The sequence below is a fragment of the Streptomyces sp. NRRL F-5755 genome (assembly GCF_001279365.1).
In the GTDB taxonomy this organism is placed as follows: domain Bacteria; phylum Actinomycetota; class Actinomycetes; order Streptomycetales; family Streptomycetaceae; genus Streptomyces; species Streptomyces rimosus.
Map to the genome: position 1 here is coordinate 1 of NZ_LGCW01000126.1, position 13,951 is coordinate 13,951.

Consider the following 13,951-nt stretch of genomic DNA (forward strand, 5'->3'; position numbering starts at 1 on the left):
GCGGCGGGTGGGCTGGTCCGGCGCCGGGCGGGCTGGTCCTGTGGCGGCTGGCCGGGCCTGGTCGGCTCGGCGCTCCTCGGCGGTCGGCTCGCGAGTTCTGTGGCGCGATGAACAGAGAGCGCCGGGCGAGTGCGTGGGGGTGCCCGGAGCGCGGTGCGCACGCATGCCATGCTGGCGCGGCCCCGCGTGCGGTGCCGCCGCGGGCCGGGTACTCGGGGACGCACACCCACGAGGAGGCGGCCCACATGTCCGGCGACACAAACCGCACAACGAATGGCCCTTCCGGGGCGGATGCGGCGCCCGGGGCACAGGCAGCGTTCGGCGCAGAGGCCACGCCTGGGATGGGCGCCGCGGGTGTGGGGGAGGCCGTGTTTGGTACGGAGAGCGCGCTCGGGACGCAGGTCACGTCCGGGGCGGAGGGCGCGGGTGGGGCGAAGACCGCGCCTGGGATGGGGGCCACGTCCGGAACGGAGGCTGCGCCCGGAACGGAGGCCGCGCCCGGGGCGAAGATCGCGTCTGGTACGGAGGGCGTGCCCGGGCCAGAGGCCGTGCCCGGGCTGGAGGCCGTGCCCGGGCTGGAGGCCGCGGGTGTGGGGGAGGTTGTGTCTGGTACGGAGAGCGCGCCCGGGCTGGAGGCCGTGCATGGGGCGGAGGCCGCGGGTGGGACGAAGGCCGCGCCTGGGATGGGGGCCACGTCCGGAACGGAGACCGTGCCCGGGGTGAAGGCAACGCCTGGGACGGAGACCGCGGGCGTGGCCGAAGCCGCGTCCGGAACGGAAACCACGTCCGGAACGGAGGCTGCGGGCGTGGTGGAGACCGCGTCTGGAACGGAGGCTGCGCCCGGAGCGGAGACCGCTCCTGGGACGGAGGTCACGCCTGGGATGGAGGCCGCGGACGTGGCGGAGTCCGCGTCTGGAACGGAGGCCACGTCTGGGGCGGAGACCGTGCCCGGGGTGAAGGCAACGTCTGGGACGGAGGCCGCGCCCGGAACGCAGACCGCGCCCAGGGCGAAGGCCGCAGACGTGGCAAAGGCCCCCGCTTCTGCTCCAGGCGCCCCCGCACCGCCAAGCTCGGGCGGCGAGCGGCCGGGCCGTTTCATGGCCGCCGAGATGGCCGAGCAGCCCGATGTGCTGCGCCGCATCCTTGCCGAGGGTGCACCCCGCATCCGTGCGGTTGCCGAGCAGATCGCCGCCCGCGGGCCGCGGTTCGTGCTGCTCACCGCGCGCGGTACTTCGGACAACGCGGCCCTGTACGCCAAGTACCTCTTCGAAGTGCGGCTCGGCAAGCCCTGCGGTCTCACCTCCATGTCCACGACCACCGCCTACGGGGCGCGCCCCGACCTCCGGGACTGTCTCGTCATCACGGTCAGCCAGTCCGGTGGCTCGCCCGACCTCGTCGCGTCCACGCGGGCCGCCCGTGAGGCCGGTGCGATCACGCTCGCGGTGACCAACAACGCGGGGTCGGCGGTCGCCGGGATCAGCGAGTTCCACATCGACGTACTGGCCGGTCCGGAGCGCGCCCTGCCCGCCACGAAGACGTACACGGCCGAACTCCTCGCCCTCTATCTCCTCGTCGAGGGCCTGCGCGTCAGCGCCGGACACCCCGGCCCGCGTGCGCCGGGCGACCTGGTCGCGGGTGACTTGGCCGCGAGGGCGCTGCCGGAACTCGCCGAGTCCGTCCTCGCCCGCCATGACGAGGTCAGGGCCCTCGCCGCCCGCTACCGGTTCGCGGAACGCATGGTGCTCACCTCCCGTGGTTACGGCTATCCGACGGCCAAGGAAGCCGCCCTGAAGCTCATGGAAACCAGCTATATCCCCGCCCTGTCGTACTCCGGCGCGGACCTGCTGCACGGTCCGCTCGCCATGGTCGACAACATCTCCCCGGTCATCGCGATCGTCACCGACGGCAAGGGCGGGCAGGCGCTGCGGCCCGTACTGGAACGGCTGCGCGATCGGGGTGCGGATCTGGTGGTCATCGGTGGCCACGCCGAGGTGGGGCGGGCGGCGGCCGGCTTCGCGCTGCCGACGGACGGCGTGGCGGAGGAGCTTCAGCCCATCCTGGAAATCCTTCCTCTCCAACGGCTTGCCTACGAAGTCACGCTCGCGCGGGGGCAGGACCCGGACGCGCCCCGCTCCCTGGCGAAGATCACCGAAACGCGCTGACGCGGCGTGCGGGGCTCGGTGACGGCGTTGTCATTGTTCAGGTGACTCCCGGCGGGTTAGCTTTCCGTCATGACTGCGGCCGGTTCCTGTCCCGTTCCTTCGCATGAGCCCCGTCCCCTGCGGGTCCAGGCGGTCCGAGGGGGAGTGGCGAGTGCCGTGGAGGCCGATGAGCTTCGGATCACGCTGCCTAACGGGGTGACGCTCCACCTCAGCGACGCAGGGGACCCCAGCGGTTTCCTCCTCGCCGAGATCCCCGCCGGCGAAGGATTCTTCGAAGTGCGACCGGGCGCAGCCAACTTGATGTTGATCAACGCCGCGCGCGAGTGAGCAGAGTGAGCATGCGCCGGTGACGCATCAGGCAACGACGCGCCAGGCAACGTCCGCCCCGTTCGCAAGCCCGCGTGGGCGTTAGTCGCTGGTGTGCAGCTCAGCGACGGGACTCCAGAACCCCCACCCGGCCCCCGCCCCCCACCTCAAAGCAACGCACCCCCAGTCGCATCGATCCACTGCCCCGTGACCCACCGGCTGTCGTCCGAAGCCAGGAATGCGGTGATGTCGCCGATGTCGCGGGGCTCGCCCACGCGCCCGAAGGGGGATGCGTCCGAATACGCCTGCCAGGCTTCGGGGTCGGTGCGGAGCCAGCTCGCGTTCATGTCGGTGTCGACGACGCCGGGGGCGACCGCGTTGACCGTGATGCCGCGGGGGGCCAGGGCCTTGGCGAGGGTTGAGGTGAAGGCGTCGATGGCGCCCTTGGTCATCGCGTAGGCGATCAGTTCGGGGACGGCGACGCCGTGGGTGAGGCCCGTCGATATGTTGATGATCCGGCCGCCGTCGCGCAGCCGGTCCAGGCCCAGCTGGGTGATGAAGAACGGGGCCTTCGTGTTGACCGCGAAGACGTGGTCGAAGTCTTCCTCCGTCGCCTGCTGGAGCGGTTCGCGGCGGCCGGTCACGCCGGCGTTGTTCACCAGGATGTCCAGGCCGTCGGCCTGCGCGTCGAACGCGGACCACAGGGCCGCGGCGTCGCCCGGGACGCCCAGTTCGGCCCGGACGGCGAAGGCCCGGCCGCCGGCCTCCTCGATCGCCGCCACCGTCTCCTTCGCGGCGGTCTCGTCGCGTCCGTAATGCACCGCGACCCGTGCGCCGTCGCGGCCCAGCCGCTCGGCGATCGCCCGCCCGATGCCCCTGCTGCCGCCCGTGACCAGCGCCGTCCTGCCCGTGAGCACGCCCATGACCGCGCCCCCCTTTCTGTATCGGTTGCTACAGAAAAACCGTAGCAGGGTTTCCGTAGCGCCCGCTATAGAATTCGAGGATGGCGACGAAACAGCGTGGACGGCCCCGGTCCTTCGACCGGGAGACGGCTCTGGAGCAGGCGATGCGAGCCTTCTGGGAGCACGGCTACGAGGCCGTCTCCATCGCGGACCTGACCGAGGCCATGGGCATCAAGGCGCCGAGCCTGTACGCGGCGTTCGGCGACAAGCGGACGCTCTTCGAGGAGGCGATCGAGGCGTACGTCCGGGACTTCGGCGCCTTCTCCGTCCGGGCCTTCGCCGAGGAGCCGACGGCGCGCCGGGCCGTGGCGCGGATGCTGCGCGAGGCGGCGGCCTTCCATACCCTGCCGGGCTACCCGCGCGGCTGCATGGTCATCACGGCTGCCACCAACTGCACGGCGCAGTCCGAGGACGTCATGCGCAGCCTCCAGGAACGCCGCGCCGAGAACGTGGAGACGATCGAAGGGCGGATAAGGAGCGACGTCGCGACGGGTGAGCTGCCTGCCGACACCGACGCCCACGCGCTCGCGGTCTATTGCGCGGCTGTCCTCCAGGGCATGTCGCAGCAGGCCAGGGACGGCGCGGACCGTACGACGCTGGAGCGGGTGGCCGAGCTGGCGATGGCCGCCTGGCCCCCCGGGAAGAGCGAGGAGTAGGGGCGGAAAACACCCGCGGGCCGCGGCGCCGGGACAGGACCCTCAACCTGTCCGGCACCGCAGCCCGGAGCTTCATCGGCCGGCCCGGCGGCGGAATGCGCCCCACGTGCGGCGGAGACGCACGCACGCCCAGAGGCCGGTCGACCTGAGGCCGTCGCGCAGTCAGGGCAGAGAGCGCTCGGGCCTCTATCCGCCCTCCTGTGCGGGGAGAGCGGAGGTTTCGGAGGTTCTTGGTGCGGTACCGCGGGCCTGGCGGCCGCCCTCGCGGGGTGCGATACCCAACTCATTGTGGACTAGACCATTTAGATCTGTCCATGCCCTTGCGGGGACAACACCCCTACCGTACGCCGGTAGGCTCCAGAGCGTGCCCTCCATGAACGATCTCGTACGCCAGCACACCGCCCTCAGCGACTCCGACCTGGAATGGCTGCACCTGCTGGTGTCGGAGTGGCAGCTGCTCTCCGACCTCTCCTTCGCCGATCTCGTCCTGTGGGTCCCCACCCTCGACGGCACGCGGTACGTGTCCGTCGCCCAGATGCGGCCCAACACCGGACCGACCTCCTATCAGGACGACATGGTCGGCCACCTCGTTCCGCGCGGCCGCCGGCCGATGCTCGACTCCGCCCTGGACGAGGGACGGATCGTACGCGAGGGCGATCCCGAGTGGCGCGAGGAGGTGCCCGTACGGGTCGAGTCGATCCCGGTGCGCCGGGAGGGCCGGGTACTGGGAGTGATCGCCCGGAACACGAACCTGCTGACCGTACGGACGCCGAGCCGGCTGGAGCTCACGTACCTCCAGAGCGCCTCGGACCTCGCGCAGATGATCGCCGCAGGATCCTTTCCCTTCCCCGGCCAGCAGGTCGACATGGACGCCTCGCCGCGCGCCGGCGACGGGCTGATCCGGCTCGACGCGGACGGCGTCGTCCAGTACGCCAGCCCGAACGCGCTGTCCGCCTACCACCGCCTGGGCCTCGCCGCCGACCTCGTCGGCCACCACCTGGGCCGGACCACCGCCGAACTCGCGCCCGCGCGCGGCCCGGTGGACGAGGCGCTGGTGAAGCTGGCCAGCGGGTGGGCGCCGCGGGAGTTCGAGGTCGAGGGGGAGGACGGGGTGATCCAGCTGCGCGCCATCCCGCTCAAACCCAAGGGCACGCACATCGGTTCGCTGGTCCTGCTGCGCGACGTCACCGAACTCCGGCGCCGCGAACGGGAGCTGATCACCAAGGACGCCACCATCCGGGAGATCCACCACCGGGTGAAGAACAATCTGCAGACCGTGGCCGCGCTGCTGCGTCTGCAGTCCCGCCGGATGGACTCCGAGCAGGGGCGCGAGGCGCTCAACGAGGCGGTGCGCAGGGTCGGTTCGATCGCGATCGTGCACGAGACGCTGTCCCAGAACCTCGACGAGCGCGTGGAGTTCGACGAGATCGCGGACCGGGTGCTGGCGATGGTCGCGGAGATCGCGCCGGGCGCGGTCACCACGCGCCGCACCGGCCGCTTCGGGATACTCGACGCCGAGGTCGCCACTCCGCTGTCCATGGTCCTCACGGAGGTCCTGCAGAACGCCCTCGAACACGCCTTCGTTCCGGGCGATCAGGGGTCCGTCGAGGTCGGCGCGGTACGCGGCGGCAGCCGTACGGAGCCCCGCCTGCTGGTCACCGTCCAGGACAACGGCCGCGGCCTGCCGGACGGGTTCGACCCGCACCGGGCCGGGAACCTCGGCCTGCAAATCGTACGCACCCTGGTGGAGGGCGAGTTGGGCGGAAAGTTCGACATGGTGCCCGGCGCCGAACGGGGCACTCAGGTGATTCTCGACATTCCCGTACGAGCGGAGAAGCACTGATGAAGCCGCCGCTCATCAAGTGAGCGGCGAACGGACGGAATTCGGGAAGGAATACGGGAGAGAAGTCCGCGCGGAGTATCCGGGCCGCCCAACTGCCGTACAGCAGATCGACGTAACGAAAGAGTGACGGCGATGGCGGCGAATGGACAACGGTGTGGCGGGGGCTCCGCGTTCCGGGTGGGGAGCGGCGCGGCGGAACGGGGCCCCTGGTCCAGACCGGAGGGCCGGGGTCGTATTCGCGGGTGCCCGCCAGGCCGACGCCGCCGGTGTGAACAGCAGTAAGCCCCGGACCCATCTGGTCCGGGGCTCAAAGCTCACGTTGCGTGGGGGGCTCCCAGGCGCTCGGGGCGCTGGGGGAGCGGTGGGGGTACTGCGCGCTGCGGCTCGGGGGCCACGGGGGGCGTCTGCGGTCAGGCGCTGGCGTTGCGCGCCCGGTTGCGAGCTGCACGGCGCTTCATGGCGCGGCGCTCGTCCTCGCTGAGGCCACCCCAGACACCGGAGTCCTGGCCGGACTCCAGCGCCCACTGCAGGCACTGCTCCATGACGGGGCAGCGGCGGCAGACGGCCTTGGCTTCCTCGATCTGCAGCAGCGCAGGACCGGTGTTGCCGATGGGGAAGAAGAGCTCGGGGTCTTCCTCGCGGCAAACGGCGCGGTGACGCCAGTCCATGGCTGCTCCATCTCCTCGTGTGACGGGATCGTTGCTTGTGAATGTGAACGCTTTCACGAATCCCTCCACAAGGGAAGGGCCAAACCCCAGTTGGGAACTGGTGCGGTCCTGAAGAATGAGGAGGGGGATTCGGGCTCTCAAGGGGGCCGGAAGAAACGGCCGTCCCGATCGCCATGAAGAGAGTCGCAAACCTCGGCGGCGGATACAACCCCTTCCGGAAACTTTTTTTTGATTCCTTGGTGTCGCCTAGGTCACAGCCGTACTTCTAGGGGGTGGAAGTCAGCCTAAACGTTCGACTGAAAGGACTTTAGGCCCTACTGCTCACACAATCACACGCAGTGCACGGCGAACGCCTGTGAACGTCACGCTCGTACGGAGCCCGAGGTGGTCGCCGTCCATCTGGAACGGCAGTGGAGCCTGCGAATGCAAGGTGAAGTCCGTCAAGTCATGGAGCGAGACCACATGCTTGCCACGGGGGCCGCGCTCCGGTGTTGACGCCAGGAGCTGGGTCGCGTAGCGCGTCACCGCGGTCGCGGAGAGTTTCGACAGGGCGAAGACGTCCAGGGCCGTGTCGAAGGACGCCGCGGGCGCCGGGTAGACCGGGCGGTTGCCCAGGTAGGTCCAGGGGGCGGTGTTGCAGATTATCGACATGACCAGGTGTTCCACCGGGTCCTCGCCCGGCCGCTCCAGGGTGATCGTGCCGTGCCGGCGGTTCGATTCGCCGACGTACTGCCGCAGCACCTGCCGCATGTAGAGCGAGTGCGTCGAACGCTTGCCGCGCTCCCGCTGCTGTTCGACCCGGCCGACCACCCCCGCGTCGAAGCCGAAGCCCGCGCAGAAGGTGAACCACCGGGCCGGCACGCCCTCGTCGTCGCTGCCCGGGGTGCCCGCCGCCAGCCCCAGGCCGACCGTGCGTTCACTTCCGTCACGCAGCGCGTCCAGAAGAGCACCCGTCGCCTCGACCACGTCGTTCGGCAGGCCGAGTGCGCGGGCGAAGACATTGGTGGAGCCGCCGGGGACGACAGCGAGGCGGGGCAGCGCTTCGGGGTCGGGCCCGTGCGTCAGCAGACCGTTGACGACCTCGTTCACCGTGCCGTCGCCGCCGAGCGCGACGACCAGCTCGATCTGACCCCCCTCGGCGGCCTGCCGGGCCAGGTCGCGGGCGTGCCCGCGGTACTGCGTCTCGGCGACCTCCAGCTTCAGGTCGCTGGCCAGCGCATGGGTGAGCACTTCACGCGTACGCGCACTGGTGGTGGTAGCTGCGGGATTGACCACGAGAAGTGCGCGCATGGTGAGCAGGGTACCTACTTGCCGGTACCCGACCCACTCCCTGCCCGCCGTGCCGAGGGCGCCCCGGGGCTACCCTGCTGGGGTGAGCAGTAAGCAGAAGCGCCCCGCGGCCAAGGCGGCCCGGACCACCCGGCCGGCCGAGGCGACGCGGGGCAGCAAGCCGGACGGAACGGACGTACGGGCCCAAGGCGCGAAGGGCGCCTCGTCCGGCAAGGGCGCCCGGACGGGCGACGGCGGCAAGAAGGCGGCGACCGGGTCCGGCAAGGCCGCCGCCGCCGGGCCGAGCGGGCCTCGGCCCGGCCGGATCGGCGCCGCCGCTGTGCTCACCGCCGTCGAGGGTCTGGCGCTGGCCGCGCTCGGCGTCTACATGCTGGTCATGGGCCTGGCCGGCTCGCCCGACAGCCCCCGCCAGGCGGAGATGGGCGGCCTGACCGTGCTGGCGCTGGCGGCGCTGCCGCTGGTCGCGGCGCGCGGGCTGTGGCTGCGCCGCCGCTGGAGCCGTGGGCCCTCGCTGATCACCCAGATCGTGGCGTTTCCGGTGGCGTGGACGCTGGTGAACGGCGGCGGCGCGCTGATCGCGGCCGGCATCGGCCTGGCGGTGGTGGCCATCGCGGTGCTCGCCCTGCTGGTGAATCCGACGGCCACCGAGGCGCTGGGGATCGCCCCGCGGGACTGAGCCATGGGGCAGGGCCCGTGCGTACCCCGCCCGTACCTCATCCGTACGGGGAACGAAGGCGGCGAGCCGCGGCCGTACGGTCGGTCCGTGGCCGTACGGGCGGTACGTACACCGCCGGGCAGCGGTCGGGCGGCCGACGTACGGCGCCCCGGGCTCCTGGTGAGACCGGGGCGGTGGCCGACGACGGGAGGTTCGCTCACTCCTCCACGAGGAGCTTGTCGCGGAGCTGGGCCAGGGTGCGGGCCAGCAGGCGGGAGACGTGCATCTGGGAGATGCCGACCTCCTGGGCGATCTGCGACTGGGTCATGTTGCCGAAGAAGCGCAGCAGCAGGATCTTCTTCTCGCGCGGCGGCAGATCCTCCAGCAGCGGCTTGAGGGATTCGCGGTACTCGACGCCCTCCAGCGCCTCGTCCTCGGCGCCCAGGGTGTCGGCGACGGCCGGCGACTCGTCGTCGGTGTCCGGCACGTCCAGGGACAGGGTGCTGTACGCGTTCGCCGATTCCAGGCCCTCCAGGACCTCTTCCTCGGAGATCGCGAGGTGCTCGGCGAGCTCGTGGACCGTGGGGGCGCGGCCGTGGCGCTGGGAGAGCTCGGCGGTCGCGGTGGTCAGCGACAGCCGCAGCTCCTGGAGGCGGCGGGGCACGCGGACCGCCCAGCCCTTGTCGCGGAAGTGCCGCTTGATCTCGCCGACGACGGTGGGCGTGGCGTACGTGGAGAACTCCACGCCGCGGTCCGGGTCGAAGCGGTCCACGGACTTGATCAGGCCGATGGTGGCGACCTGGGTCAGGTCGTCCAGTGGCTCGCCGCGGTTGCGGAAGCGCCGGGCCAGGTGCTCGACGAGCGGCAGGTGCATGCGCACGAGCGCGTTGCGCAGTTCGGCGCGCTCGGCCGAGCCGTCGGGCAGCTTGCGCAGCTCGTAGAACATCGCCCGCGCGCCGCTTCGGTCATGGGGGTCGTGAGGGTCATGAGGGTGGTGCGGGGTGTGCGGATCGCGCTCGTTCCGCCTGTGCTCGCTCTGGTCCATGTGGTCCGCCCGCTCTGCCTGCTCCGCGTCCAACCGGCCGCCGTGGTCATCCGCGCCCACCGGTTGCGGCCGGGCATGCTGCTCGGGGATGGCCACACCGGGCGCCATCCGCGTGCCGCGATCAAGATCCTTCACGGGGCCCCCTGTTCGGTCATGACGGTCCGGGACCGGCGCCGCGCTCCTTGTACAGGCTGATCGTGACCGTACGGTCCTCCGCGACGGTGGAGTCGACCTTGCCGGCCAGCGCGGAGAGCACCGTCCAGGCGAAGGTGTCGCGCTCGGGGGCGCGGCCGTCGGTCGTCGGGGCCGAGACGGTCACCTGCAGCGCGTCGTCGATCAGGCGGAAGACGCAGCTCAGCACGGAGCCCGGCACGGCCTGTTGCAGAAGAATCGCGCATGCCTCGTCCACGGCGATGCGCAGATCCTCGATCTCGTCGAGGGTGAAGTCCAAGCGGGCTGCGAGGCCGGCCGTGGCCGTACGCAGCACCGACAGGTAGGCACCCGCAGCGGGCAGCCGGACTTCCACGAAGTCCTGGGTCCCGGGCTCGCCTGCGATCTGGGACACCCTCACCTCCAAGGTGACACAAGCTGGTTGAGCTGATATTCGCGCCGGTCGCGACCCCTCTCGTGAACAAGAGGAGAACGATCCGGCGCGGCACGTGGTTCGCCTGCGACGCTATCGCGATCTGCGGGGCGATGTCGCCCGGAAGAGGCAGGGCCGACCTCCGGTACGACGGCTGGTCCCGCAGCGTCCCGCAGTCCTACGACTGTCACTCATTGTAAGCCTACGGGTACGGACAGTGGCTAGGGGTCTGCACTGCCAAATCGAAGCTGATTACGCTGCGTTGACGTTCGAGACGCCCGCGAGGTTGTGCAGTGCATCTCCAGTGAGCCGGAAGACGGTCCATTCGTCCATGGGTTCCGCGCCGATCGACCGGTAAAAACCGATGGACGGTTCGTTCCAATCCAGGACTGACCACTCGAAACGTGCGTAGCCGCGCTCCACGCATATCTCCGCGAGGGCCGCCAGCAGCGCCTTGCCGTGGCCGCCGCCGCGGGCCTCGGGGCGGACGTAGAGATCCTCCAGATAGACACCGTGCGTGCCCGTCCACGTCGAGAAGTTGCGGAACCACAGAGCGAAGCCGACGGGGCCCTCCGCGTCCTCGGCCAGGAGCGCGAAGGCGGCCGGGTGCTCGCCGAAGAGGGCCCCGCGCAGCTGCGCCTCGGTGGCCTTCGCGGCGTCCGGCTCCCGTTCGTACGCGGCCAGCTCGCGGATCATGGCGTGGATGACGGGGACGTCGTCGACCGTCGCGGTGCGGATCATGCCTGAAGGCTAGCGGGCGGTACCGACAACCGGCCGCGGGGTCCGGGATTCGGGCCGTGGGCAGGCCGGCAGCCCCCTTCCGGATGCCCCTTTTTCCGGTTTGCGGCCGGCTTGCGGCGCCTTCGTCAGACGAGCATCTCGTCGACGAAGCACCACCGCCAGGACTCGCCCGGCTCGTACGAGCGCATCACCGCGTGGCCGGTCGCCTCGTAGTGGCCCGTGGCGTGCCGGTACGGCGAGGAGTCGCAGCAGCCGACGTGTCCGCACTCCAGGCACAGCCGCAGCTGTACGGGGTGGCTGCCGACGGCCCGGCACTCGGGGCAGGTGTCGGTCAGCGGGGCGGGCTCGGGGCGCGGCAGTTCGGGAACATGCGGGCACTCGCTCATGATTGCCAGGTTAGATCGCACCAGCGGGTACGGCACGGGTGGCCGCCGCGATGACCGGGCGGCGCGGGCCGGCCCGGCGGGACGGGACAGGACGGGCGAGGCCGATGGACGTGATGCCACTTCTGCTGCTGGTCGCGGGAAGCGCGGCGGTCGCCGGGGCCGCCCGGCGCACGCCCGTGCCCGTACCGCTGCTGCTGGTGGCGGCCGGGCTGGCCGCCGCGTACATCCCCGGCGTACCGGACTACACCCTCGATCCGCACATCGTGCTGCCGCTGCTGCTGCCCCCGCTGCTGCACACCGCCGCGCTGGAGAGCTCGTACCTGGACCTGCGGGCCAACCTGCGGCCGGTGGCGCTGCTGTCGGTCGGCTATGTGCTCTTCGCGACGGTCGTCGTCGGGTACGTCGCGTACCTGATGATCCCCGACCTGCCGCTGGCGGCGGCGCTCGTGCTGGGCGCGGTGGTCGCGCCCCCGGACGCGGTGGCCGCCACCGCCATCGCCCGCAGGCTGGGCCTGCCGAGCCGGATCACGACGATCCTCCAGGGCGAGTCGCTGGTCAACGACGCCACCGCGATCACCGCGTACAAGGTGGCGGTGGCCGCGGCCGCCGGGGTGGGTGCTACCTGGACCGACGGCATCCGGGAGTTCGCGGTCGCCGCGCTGGGCGGCATCGGGGTCGGCGCGGTGCTGATGATCCCGCTGCACTGGCTGCGCTGCCGGCTGCGGGACGCGCCGCTGCTGGAGAACACCCTGTCGCTGCTGATTCCGTTCGTGGCCTATCAGGTGGCCGAGGAATTCGGGGCGTCCGGGGTGCTGGCGGTCGTCGTGGTCGCGCTCTACCTGGGGCACCGGTCGTGGCAGGTCGACTTCGAGACGCGGCTCCAGGAGGAGGCCGTGTGGAAGATGGTCTCCTTCGTACTGGAGTCGTCGGTGTTCGCGCTGATCGGCCTGCAACTGCCGGTGGTGCTGCGCGGGCTGGGCGAGTTCGGCGGCGGGGAGGCGGCCTGGTACGCGGTCATAGTGTTCGTGGTGGTGGTGCTCGCGCGCTTCGTGTGGGTCTTCCCGGCGACGTTCGTGCCCCGGGTGCTGTCGGAACGCATCCGCACCCGCGAGCCCGGTACGAACTGGAAGGCGCCCGTGATCGTCGGCTGGGCCGGGATGCGGGGCGTGGTGTCGCTGGCGATCGCGTTCTCCATCCCGGTGACCGTCCACGATTCCGACGAGGGCTTTCCGGCCCGCAATCTGGTGCTCTTCCTGACCTTCACGACGGTCATCGGCACGCTCGTGGTCCAGGGGCTGACGCTGCCGCCGCTGATCCGCGCGCTGCGGCTGCCGCAGCGGGACGAACGGTCCGAGACGCTCGCCGAGGCGCAGGCGCAGAACGAGGCGTCGCGGGCCGCGGAGCAGCGGCTCGACGAGATGCTGGAGGACCCGCGCAACGCGCTCCCGGGCCCGCTGGCCGACCGGCTGCGCACCGTACTGGAACGGCGGCGCAACGCCGTGTGGGAGCGGCTGGGGACGGCAAACGAGGTGACGGGGGAGTCGGCGGACGCCACGTACCGGCGGCTGGCGCGGGAGATGATCGACGCCGAACGCAAGGTGTTCGTGCAGATGCGGGACGAGCGGCGGATCGACGACGAGATGATGCGGGTGCTGCTGAAGCGGCTGGACCTGGAGGAGGCGGCGGCGTACCGGGAGGGGGTCGACTAGGGCGGAGGGCCGGAGCGGCGGCTCAGGGGGCGCCTGTGATGACGGCGGTGACCGTCGTACCAGGAGCGAACGCCCCCTCCTCGGCCAGGGTGGTCAGGCCCAGGAGGAGCTTCGCCACGTAGAGGCGCTCCAGCGGGACGCCGTGGCGGGTCTCGAAGTCCGCGGCGAAGGCGTCCAGTTCGGGGGTGCGGCGGGCGTAGCCGCCGCAGTGGAAGCGGGGGTCCAGGTCCCAGGTGCCGCGCCGGCCGCCGAAGGCCGCGTGCTGGAGGCGTTCGGTGTCGGCGGCGAGGAAGTGCGGGGTGCCGCCCTTGAGGACGGGGATGCCGAGGGCGCGCTGGTCCGGGGCCAGCCCCGCGGCCAGGCCCGCGAGGGTGCCGCCGGTTCCGCAGGCGACGGCGGCCACGTCGGTCTCGCCGCGCAGCTCCCGGCCCAGGGCCGTACAGCCCTGGGCGGCGAGCGCGTTGCTGCCGCCCTCCGGGACCGCGTAGTACGGGCCGAAACGTTCGCGCAGCGCCGCCGCGACCTCCGGTTCGGCCTTGCGGCGGTATGTGGCGCGGTCGACGAAGTGCAGCCGCATGCCGTCGGCGGCGCAGCGCGCCAGGGACGGGTTCAGCGGCTTGCCGGCCAGTTCGGCGCCCCGTATGACGCCGATCGTCGCGAAGCCCAGCAGGCGGCCGGCCGCCGCGGTGGCCCGCAGGTGGTTCGAATAGGCGCCGCCGAACGTGAGCAGCGTGCGCTCCCCGGCCCCGGCCGCCGCCCGCAGATTCGGCTCCAGCTTGCGCCACTTGTTGCCGGGCAGCTCGGGATGTATCAGGTCGTCCCGTTTGAGGAGCAGCCGCACACCGCGGCGCGCGAACCGCTCGTCCTCGATCCGCTGGAGCGGGGACGGCAGACGCGGCCGCAGTGCGGCGAGGCCGGGGGCGGGGGTGGTCACGCGACCCATTG

Annotated in this window: 14 protein-coding genes; 6 read left to right on the forward strand and 8 right to left on the reverse strand. The window is 71.5% G+C overall.

What is annotated here, in order from left to right; all coding sequences use genetic code 11:
* Positions 1–1,097 precede the first annotated feature (1,097 nt).
* On the forward strand, positions 1,098–2,162 hold the full coding sequence (locus ADK86_RS14420; RefSeq protein WP_053696962.1) for an SIS domain-containing protein: 1,065 nt from the start codon (positions 1,098–1,100) through the stop codon (positions 2,160–2,162).
* A gap of 156 nt (positions 2,163–2,318) precedes the next feature.
* Positions 2,319–2,489: a hypothetical protein gene (locus ADK86_RS43150; protein ID WP_159393858.1), complete on the forward strand. Its 171-nt coding sequence runs from the start codon at positions 2,319–2,321 to the stop codon at positions 2,487–2,489.
* A gap of 146 nt (positions 2,490–2,635) precedes the next feature.
* Here ADK86_RS43150 and ADK86_RS14425 read toward each other — a convergent pair whose 3' ends face one another.
* Positions 2,636–3,391, reverse strand: a complete 756-nt coding sequence (locus ADK86_RS14425) for a glucose 1-dehydrogenase (RefSeq protein WP_053696963.1) — start codon at positions 3,389–3,391, stop codon at positions 2,636–2,638.
* An 80-nt stretch (positions 3,392–3,471) separates the two neighbouring features.
* On the opposite strand from ADK86_RS14425, the gene ADK86_RS14430 reads away from it, so the two are divergent.
* Together ADK86_RS14430 and ADK86_RS14435 are read left to right on the forward strand one after the other, a co-directional pair.
* Positions 3,472–4,086 (forward strand): TetR/AcrR family transcriptional regulator, encoded by a 615-nt coding sequence (locus ADK86_RS14430; protein WP_053696964.1) that lies wholly within the window; start codon positions 3,472–3,474, stop codon positions 4,084–4,086.
* A 373-nt stretch (positions 4,087–4,459) separates the two neighbouring features.
* Positions 4,460–5,929, forward strand: a complete 1,470-nt coding sequence (locus ADK86_RS14435; RefSeq protein ID WP_030599939.1) for a sensor histidine kinase — start codon at positions 4,460–4,462, stop codon at positions 5,927–5,929.
* Between the two features lie 410 nt (positions 5,930–6,339).
* Here the strand turns inward: ADK86_RS14435 and ADK86_RS14440 are convergent, their stop codons facing one another.
* Together ADK86_RS14440 and ADK86_RS14445 are read right to left on the reverse strand one after the other, a co-directional pair.
* Positions 6,340–6,597 (reverse strand): WhiB family transcriptional regulator, encoded by a 258-nt coding sequence (locus ADK86_RS14440; protein ID WP_003983230.1) that lies wholly within the window; start codon positions 6,595–6,597, stop codon positions 6,340–6,342.
* Between the two features lie 321 nt (positions 6,598–6,918).
* A complete protein-coding gene (locus tag ADK86_RS14445; protein ID WP_003983229.1) occupies positions 6,919–7,887 on the reverse strand; it encodes a diacylglycerol/lipid kinase family protein in 969 nt (322 codons plus the stop codon).
* A gap of 82 nt (positions 7,888–7,969) precedes the next feature.
* Between ADK86_RS14445 and ADK86_RS14450 the strand changes: the two genes are divergently transcribed.
* Positions 7,970–8,563 carry a hypothetical protein gene (locus tag ADK86_RS14450; RefSeq protein WP_234345853.1) on the forward strand — a complete coding sequence of 198 codons (594 nt, stop codon included), beginning with the start codon at positions 7,970–7,972 and terminating at the stop codon, positions 8,561–8,563.
* 196 nt (positions 8,564–8,759) lie between these two features.
* Here the strand turns inward: ADK86_RS14450 and ADK86_RS14455 are convergent, their stop codons facing one another.
* The 4 genes from ADK86_RS14455 to ADK86_RS14470 form a co-directional block, all read right to left on the reverse strand.
* The gene (locus ADK86_RS14455; protein WP_003985354.1) at positions 8,760–9,695 is read right to left on the reverse strand and encodes an RNA polymerase sigma factor SigF; all 936 of its coding nucleotides are present in this window, start codon (positions 9,693–9,695) and stop codon (positions 8,760–8,762) included.
* Positions 9,696–9,738: 43 nt separating this feature from the next.
* A complete protein-coding gene (locus ADK86_RS14460) occupies positions 9,739–10,152 on the reverse strand; it encodes an anti-sigma factor (protein ID WP_003985353.1) in 414 nt (137 codons plus the stop codon).
* A 270-nt stretch (positions 10,153–10,422) separates the two neighbouring features.
* Positions 10,423–10,911: a GNAT family N-acetyltransferase gene (locus ADK86_RS14465; protein WP_053696965.1), complete on the reverse strand. Its 489-nt coding sequence runs from the start codon at positions 10,909–10,911 to the stop codon at positions 10,423–10,425.
* Positions 10,912–11,036: 125 nt separating this feature from the next.
* Positions 11,037–11,297 carry a UBP-type zinc finger domain-containing protein gene (locus tag ADK86_RS14470; RefSeq protein ID WP_030599930.1) on the reverse strand — a complete coding sequence of 87 codons (261 nt, stop codon included), beginning with the start codon at positions 11,295–11,297 and terminating at the stop codon, positions 11,037–11,039.
* A gap of 104 nt (positions 11,298–11,401) precedes the next feature.
* Between ADK86_RS14470 and ADK86_RS14475 the strand changes: the two genes are divergently transcribed.
* Positions 11,402–13,006 (forward strand): Na+/H+ antiporter, encoded by a 1,605-nt coding sequence (locus tag ADK86_RS14475; protein WP_053696966.1) that lies wholly within the window; start codon positions 11,402–11,404, stop codon positions 13,004–13,006.
* 22 nt (positions 13,007–13,028) lie between these two features.
* On the opposite strand, the gene ADK86_RS14480 is transcribed toward ADK86_RS14475, so the two are convergent.
* Positions 13,029–13,949 (reverse strand): 1-aminocyclopropane-1-carboxylate deaminase/D-cysteine desulfhydrase, encoded by a 921-nt coding sequence (locus ADK86_RS14480; protein ID WP_053696967.1) that lies wholly within the window; start codon positions 13,947–13,949, stop codon positions 13,029–13,031.
* Positions 13,950–13,951: the final 2 nt, after the last annotated feature.

Coding starts and splice junctions, on each gene's coding strand:
- ADK86_RS14420 (WP_053696962.1), top strand. CDS start 1,098: ATGGCCGCCGAGATGGCCGAGCAGCCCGATGTGCTGCGCCGCATCCTT.
- ADK86_RS14425 (WP_053696963.1), bottom strand. CDS start 3,391: ATGGGCGTGCTCACGGGCAGGACGGCGCTGGTCACGGGCGGCAGCAGG.
- ADK86_RS14430 (WP_053696964.1), top strand. CDS start 3,472: ATGGCGACGAAACAGCGTGGACGGCCCCGGTCCTTCGACCGGGAGACG.
- ADK86_RS14435 (WP_030599939.1), top strand. CDS start 4,460: ATGAACGATCTCGTACGCCAGCACACCGCCCTCAGCGACTCCGACCTG.
- ADK86_RS14440 (WP_003983230.1), bottom strand. CDS start 6,597: ATGGACTGGCGTCACCGCGCCGTTTGCCGCGAGGAAGACCCCGAGCTC.
- ADK86_RS14445 (WP_003983229.1), bottom strand. CDS start 7,887: ATGCGCGCACTTCTCGTGGTCAATCCCGCAGCTACCACCACCAGTGCG.
- ADK86_RS14455 (WP_003985354.1), bottom strand. CDS start 9,695: ATGGCGCCCGGTGTGGCCATCCCCGAGCAGCATGCCCGGCCGCAACCG.
- ADK86_RS14465 (WP_053696965.1), bottom strand. CDS start 10,911: ATGATCCGCACCGCGACGGTCGACGACGTCCCCGTCATCCACGCCATG.
- ADK86_RS14470 (WP_030599930.1), bottom strand. CDS start 11,297: ATGAGCGAGTGCCCGCATGTTCCCGAACTGCCGCGCCCCGAGCCCGCC.
- ADK86_RS14475 (WP_053696966.1), top strand. CDS start 11,402: ATGGACGTGATGCCACTTCTGCTGCTGGTCGCGGGAAGCGCGGCGGTC.
- ADK86_RS14480 (WP_053696967.1), bottom strand. CDS start 13,949: ATGGGTCGCGTGACCACCCCCGCCCCCGGCCTCGCCGCACTGCGGCCG.